Source organism: Chryseosolibacter indicum (assembly GCF_018598585.1).
Taxonomy (GTDB): Bacteria; Bacteroidota; Bacteroidia; order Cytophagales; family Cyclobacteriaceae; genus Chryseosolibacter; species Chryseosolibacter indicus.
In genome coordinates, this window is record NZ_JAHESD010000047.1 from 42,086 (window position 1) to 48,393 (window position 6,308).

Consider the following 6,308-nt stretch of genomic DNA (forward strand, 5'->3'; position numbering starts at 1 on the left):
TCTAACGACTCCCATGGGCCTTGTGAAACTTATCCATCTGAGAAAAGGATGGTAAGCTGTGTGGCTCAGGTGGAGTGCTGAGGAATTGTATTTTTACTAAAGCTAAAGATTCTTTGTTAATCATCAATCCTCTCTACCCTGAAACTTTCCCAACCACCACATTCTTTTTCCGAAGAGTATGGTTCTCTCACCGAGGACTTGCAACGGAAAGTTTGCATACATCTTCGATTAGAAGCATGGACATCTGGATTAATTCTGAACATACTCCATCACATAATCTTCCTTAACAGTAATTGCTACAACTTCAATTGACACATTAATTCCCATAGTGGCTGCAGGATTCTTTATTCCTAAATAAAATTGACCTGTATTGCAACATGTAACCCTCACATTTCCCGACTTGAAATTTTGTCTTCCTCCATCAGGGTAATGTCTCAATTGATCATCTTGCTTTGCTTCAAATGTTGAGCGGTACTCGGAGGGCAACAAATAGATATCACAAAAATCAGAGCCAGGGGGTTGAGCAAGGTTATTAAAAATACTTTCGGTTACCATACCACTTACTCCTGTCAATCCAAAAGTTGCAGTAGCAACTTCTGAAAGAAGCTTAAAGTTTGTTTTTACATTCTCAATATCTTCCTTATTTCTGGAAGCTGAAAACCGATAATACCATTCTACTGTATTTTCGGGCAATGATATGGGAATTGTAATTCGAGATTTTCCATTAGCAAATGTTGCATTTAAGCCACCGTTAATAAAGAAATCCTGTACTTCATGAATTGAAATAGGTGTGTATATCTTTTTAAGCGAAACGGTTGAATTAAAAGTTGTAGTTTCAGCGGTCGCGGGCTTCCTATGAATTTTAAGAAAGCAATTTCTATCAAAAGCATGGTTTGTTGCTAAGACAAAAGCAAAGATGCCACGCTGCTCAACTTTAATTCGAACATCTTTAAGTTCTGTAAAACCATTGTTTGAGTATCTGACAACTTTATCTGGATAGGTTAACACATTAATAATATTCGTCCCGTTCCTATTTGACATTGTTGCGTCAAGAACAATCTCATCACCTTTCTCAAAGGCAAACCATTGGGTTGGATATGGGTAGTTTTGATTTGGATGGTCGGAGTTCCAGGCGCTAACTGTAACAACTCCTGGTAGGGAGATATTTAAGTCTGCTACTTTTATTAACTCAACACTACTACCTAACCGCTCCTCAAATTGAATTTTTAAAATCTTTTGCTTGTTAGATTCAAGTAGAACAACTTCTCCCTTCGTTTGTAAAGCTGGGTTGATCGGCTGAGCTTCAATATAATGTTCACCTGCCGATGTTTCCAATCGCACTGATGAACCTGATTTTGAAACGCCTTTTTCAAGTCCATCCAGCAAAATTTTACTATCCGCATTCGGTATCACCAGCACGACTGCATCGTCTTGCGCATAAACTTGAAAACCAACAGATAGCAGCAATAGAATAAAAAACTTCTTCATATGGTTAAGCTTGAGGGTTTATTTCCTTTGCCTCCTCCTCAAACCGCTCTTCAAGTACTTGAATCGGGTTTTCAGTTGGTGCTGTTGGCTTTATCCTAGTCTTCTTTTTCTTTGCTTTGAACTTGGGTATCTTCAATTTTTCAAGCGGAATTTCTAAGCATACAATTTCCGTTAAGGCTTCAAGGATATCTTCGTCCTCAAACTTGGTGTCGTACTTCGCTCTTAGCTCTTTCTTTAAAAAGCTTACTACATGAGGTGAGAATAGCAACCCGGCAAGGCCTATTGGCTCTAAGGCAGTATACCGAGCCCAAACATTGTCGAGGCTTTTCTTTACAATCGCATCTTTATGGAAGTATGTTAATAGCTCAAGAGCTTCTTTTACATCATAGTCCTCAGCATGGAAATCTATTTCGAAGACGAGCTTCTCACTTATTGGTTTTTCAAATAGAATTCTATAGAACTGGAACTGCCTGCCATTTGTGAGTACCGCCCATTCAATACCTTCGTTAGCTCCGTAATTAATGGCTTGCCTTAAATGCTTATCAGAAAGATCAATGGAAAAAGCTTTTACTTCTACCAAGAAATGTCTTTTGCCTCCTGTTTGCACGATGTAATCGGCATAAGTTCCTTTAATCATGAACTCTGTTTTAATCTCTTCCAACTCCTGATAACCAAGAATAGAAGTTAAAAAAGTGTTTATCATGATGCGTGTGCCTGACTCGTCAAGGTCTGATAAGTTCTTTGTTAAATAACGCTTCTTGTAATCCTTTAACGCAAGAAGCATCTTTTCTGATTTGGAAGAGGAGATCATAATTCGGGTTTTTATTTAAGTTTCTAGATTGAACTCGCACGAAAGCAATAGCACACTCATCCAAAGGATGAACTCTACTATTTATTGTTTTTATTGACTCCAAGTGGGCTTGCGATCGAGTGGATCAGGTGGGTCTAGGAATCAGTTATCAACTAAGATAAAAAATTGCAAGTAAACTACCAATCTCTTCTCGCCCGAAATTTTCCCAAACACACAATTCTCTTTCCTAAGGGTATGTCTTTCTCGCGTGAGGGATGAAATGAAAAGCCCACAGTGAAGGGTTTGCTTGAGTGTTGGAGGCGAATGACAAGCCGTATTAAAATGCGTGAGTAAATGACCCGAGCAGATGAACTCACATCGAGCACGTCATACCGAGCCTGCTCACGTAAATCATCGCGCTGAACTTACTGCGAGGTATCCCTTGGATAGCTTACTTCATCCGTGCGTTGCTGTGCGTCCTTCTATTAACGGTTGAAGGACACGGGATTCCTCAAATATATCTCATCGCACTGCACAAAAGGTTGTAGTTTCGGAATGACGGTATCTTTAGTTTGTGTGAGCATCAGAGTCCTAGAACCTATTAAAATGCCCTTCAGTATGACTCCCTAACTAATTTTGACTCAATATTGTATAAAAATTTTTATTGGCGGCAGTAGGGCAGTTGTTCTTGCTTCATTCGTAGCCTTGTCTTTCGTCACTCATTAATGTTACGTTTCTTAATCAAGTCAGTCTTGCGATGAAAATATTTCAACTCTACCTGTCAGCTTACCACCGAACTCAGCACACTTATTGAATGGGTTCGATGTGAGACCGGGCAATGTGTCTGATTTAAGTAGTTAGTATTTCTTCCATTCAAAATTATTAAACCCACTTTCTTTCGCCCACTTTCGCCATACTGCTTCTAGAATTTCATTATCTCTTAAACCTTTTGGGTATTTATAGGTTTGGTTTTTCGTATCAAAATCTCTCTCATGTGTTTCTAATATATGAAGGTTAATGTGTTTATTTTTCTTGCTTTTGATAGTTTGTAAACTCAATGAACTGTTCATGTCAAGTGCTGTTGATATATCTACACTATTAATCTTACAAAACTGTCTAATCTTCTCAATTTCAGGGATGCCAAAATAAAATTGATTATTCCCGCTTTTATTAAGGTATTCCAAATAACCGTCTGTAAAAATATAAATATCATTCTCGTAGTTGATAAAAGTTGTATCTACACCGTCCGTTACAAATGTATTTTGCTTAATAGTTGGTTCATTTTCGATTTTCTCAATTAAAACACTTATTAAATCCAATCCTGGATTTTTTGTAGTAGCGTAAACCTTCCTTACAGATTTTTCAAAATCTTCAATTCTCTGAATTAGTCCACTATTTTTATATTCACCGGTTGAGTTTATGAAGCGTTGCTTTTCACCTAAATTTTTAATTTGATTGATGTCTATAGACGTAGAATTTTTTTCAGAGAATGCTGAAAAGGAAATCGATGATTTATCTCCTATTTTTTCACCTGGTTTGACACACTCGTTTTTAAAATACTCCAGTATTTTATGAATTTCATCAATATCTTTCGGCGGCGTATTGTTAATACGGCTCGACATATCGGAAAGAATGACAATATTTTTATATGATAAGTTCTTGTTCTCTGGTGCCGGACCACAAGTAACAAGTATTACTATCGAACAAACGGTAAATATATTTTTCATTTAAAATAACTTATTTAATTGGTGCAATGACTTGTTCAATTCTTACAACTCTATTAGCTACTTCATCTTCGGAAAAATAAGTTGGTAAATATTCAATAAAACCCGATTTATATGCTGACACAACACTAAGCAAAATTTCATCGGTAAATATTTTACCACTTATTACTTTTGCATTAAAATCATCAAAAATAGTTTTAATAGGCCTTAGCAATTGGATATATCTGTTATGAATATGATTTTGAAGAGCGTCCAATTCTACTTCCAATTTCAAGATTTTATCATTGCTTTCTTTTAGAGCATCTTCTTTTTGTTTAATTCTGTTGATAATAGCTTCTCTATTAGCATCAAGGTCCAGCATTTCTTCATCTAGAATTTTAATCTTTTTTTCTTTTTCTGCATCAACAAGATGCCTTTGGGAATTTCTGTAAGCATTGTATATGTTATCAATGGCATAATGTGTAACAATCAATGGCATCATCCCGAAAACAAACATCAGCCAAAACTCACCATGCTCCACAACTTGCCAAATTTTAAGATGAGATTCTTCGCCTTTTAGTAGCGATTTTATTTCGTCAGTATTAAATGCAACCATTGCTGCAACCACGATGTCAAATATCAGTAGGCCAACCCAAAACAAAACGTTACTTACCCACTTTTTCTCACTACCAAATAATTTTATATTTGATATTAGGACAGGAAAGAGAAAGAAAATTGCAGCAATAAATCCAAACAATGCTCCCTGTTGCCTGAAAATCTTAAGGATAGCATTAGCATCAACAAGCTGTGGTAATCCAGGTGTTCCACCTGCCTCTAATGCTTTACGAATCACATTACCCTCAAAAAACACTTTATACATTGCGGAAGCAAAAAATAATGATAAATAAAAAGCAAGTACTGCTAATAAGAGCGTTACGAGAATAGTACCGGTAGACCAAAACTCTTTAATAACAAAAGATTGTTCTAACGACTTTTTATCAAGTTTAATTCTTTCAATTTCTTTATTGAGTTGTAATAAGCCTTTTTCACCAGTGTTTTGATTGCCTGACTCTAGTATGGTCTTCTCTTGTTGTAGGCTTGATGTTTTATCAGTGAGTTGCCGTTTCTCTAAATCATTACTTTTTGCAACTGCATTTATCTCCTTTTCCTTATCAATTTCCAACTCCGCTTTTTTGGTTTCAAAAGCATTAGTAATATTTGCTAATAATATGTTTTTTTTGCTCACCAAACTGTCATCAGTAGCAAAAACTTTAATTTCTTCCTTAATGCTTAAGTATTCAGATTCAAAAATGTCAATGTTGCCAACGCTTTCTTTTGATTTTTGAAATCCTTTTCGCTTGAAGTCTTCTGTATTAATTTGTGCTGATGAATAAACAAGGTTATATAGTTGCTGATAAAAAGTATCAGGGTTTGTAGGCTGTATTGATTGCATTGGATTTGTTTGTTCTGGATTTGTGTCTTTTACTATCGTATTTACAGCTATGTTATTGTCGATATTATATCTTATCCGTTCAAATTCAGAAAATAGTTGTCGGTAAATGTCGTAATCATCTGAAACATGGATGTTTTCAACATTATTGTTGGATGCATTGTAAGAATAATTGAATGAACCATTAATCGAAATTTTATTATCGATAAGACAAAATTTATGGTGCATCGTTCCTCTTTCATCGCCTGTCTGGAAAGCATGGACATTGATATTTGCTGCTATTAGCATCTGCTTAACAATTTCGTTTTGAGCATTTGAGGAAAGAACAACATCAACTATTACATTTCTTCTTTTTGCCTTAATGAATGCGTTAGCAATATCTCTGTCAGTAAACCAAGCCATAGCGAGATAAATGCCTTGTCTTGCATTATCAATTTCAGATATAATTCTCTGTTTAATTTCGGTTCCGTTTGTGAGAATGTCAGTCATACTCTCTTACAAATTTTAGTAGGTCAAATACACAAGTAGCTTTGGTGTCGCAGTGAGTTTGCGTGGCTGTGGTATGTGCCAAATGCGCAGGACTATTCGAAGCACCATCTCTTTAAAAAGCGAAGGGTTGGCTGTGTCAATTTTTAGCCTATCCCTCGTTTTAATTTTTTTAAAATCAAGCGTTGTCTCCATGCCGTTTATTTGTACCAATATGAAAACTTATTGAAAAATTGGTCTTTTTTTGAACCACAAATTTGTCCGGCTCTATTGGCCCAACAATTCGATATAAGTCATATGGCTTAGATTTCCTTATTATAAAATATATTACTCTAAGACTCCCGTGGGCTTGTGAAACTTATCTGCCTAAGGAAAGGAGGGTAAGCTGTGT

General features: G+C 36.0%; 4 protein-coding genes. All 4 read right to left on the reverse strand.

Going from position 1 to position 6,308, the window contains the following annotated elements:
• Nucleotides 1-249: 249 nt before the first annotated feature.
• Complete coding sequence (locus tag KK060_RS17700) at nucleotides 250-1,488, reverse strand: hypothetical protein (protein ID WP_254155108.1); 1,239 nt, start codon at nucleotides 1,486-1,488, stop codon at nucleotides 250-252.
• Between the two features lie 4 nt (nucleotides 1,489-1,492).
• The gene (locus KK060_RS17705; protein WP_254155109.1) at nucleotides 1,493-2,299 is read right to left on the reverse strand and encodes a type I restriction enzyme HsdR N-terminal domain-containing protein; all 807 of its coding nucleotides are present in this window, start codon (nucleotides 2,297-2,299) and stop codon (nucleotides 1,493-1,495) included.
• Between the two features lie 836 nt (nucleotides 2,300-3,135).
• Nucleotides 3,136-4,005 carry a hypothetical protein gene (locus KK060_RS17710; protein ID WP_254155110.1) on the reverse strand — a complete coding sequence of 290 codons (870 nt, stop codon included), beginning with the start codon at nucleotides 4,003-4,005 and terminating at the stop codon, nucleotides 3,136-3,138.
• A 10-nt stretch (nucleotides 4,006-4,015) separates the two neighbouring features.
• A complete protein-coding gene (locus KK060_RS17715; RefSeq protein WP_254155111.1) occupies nucleotides 4,016-5,920 on the reverse strand; it encodes a phospholipase D-like domain-containing protein in 1,905 nt (634 codons plus the stop codon).
• Between the last annotated feature and the right edge of the window lie 388 nt (nucleotides 5,921-6,308).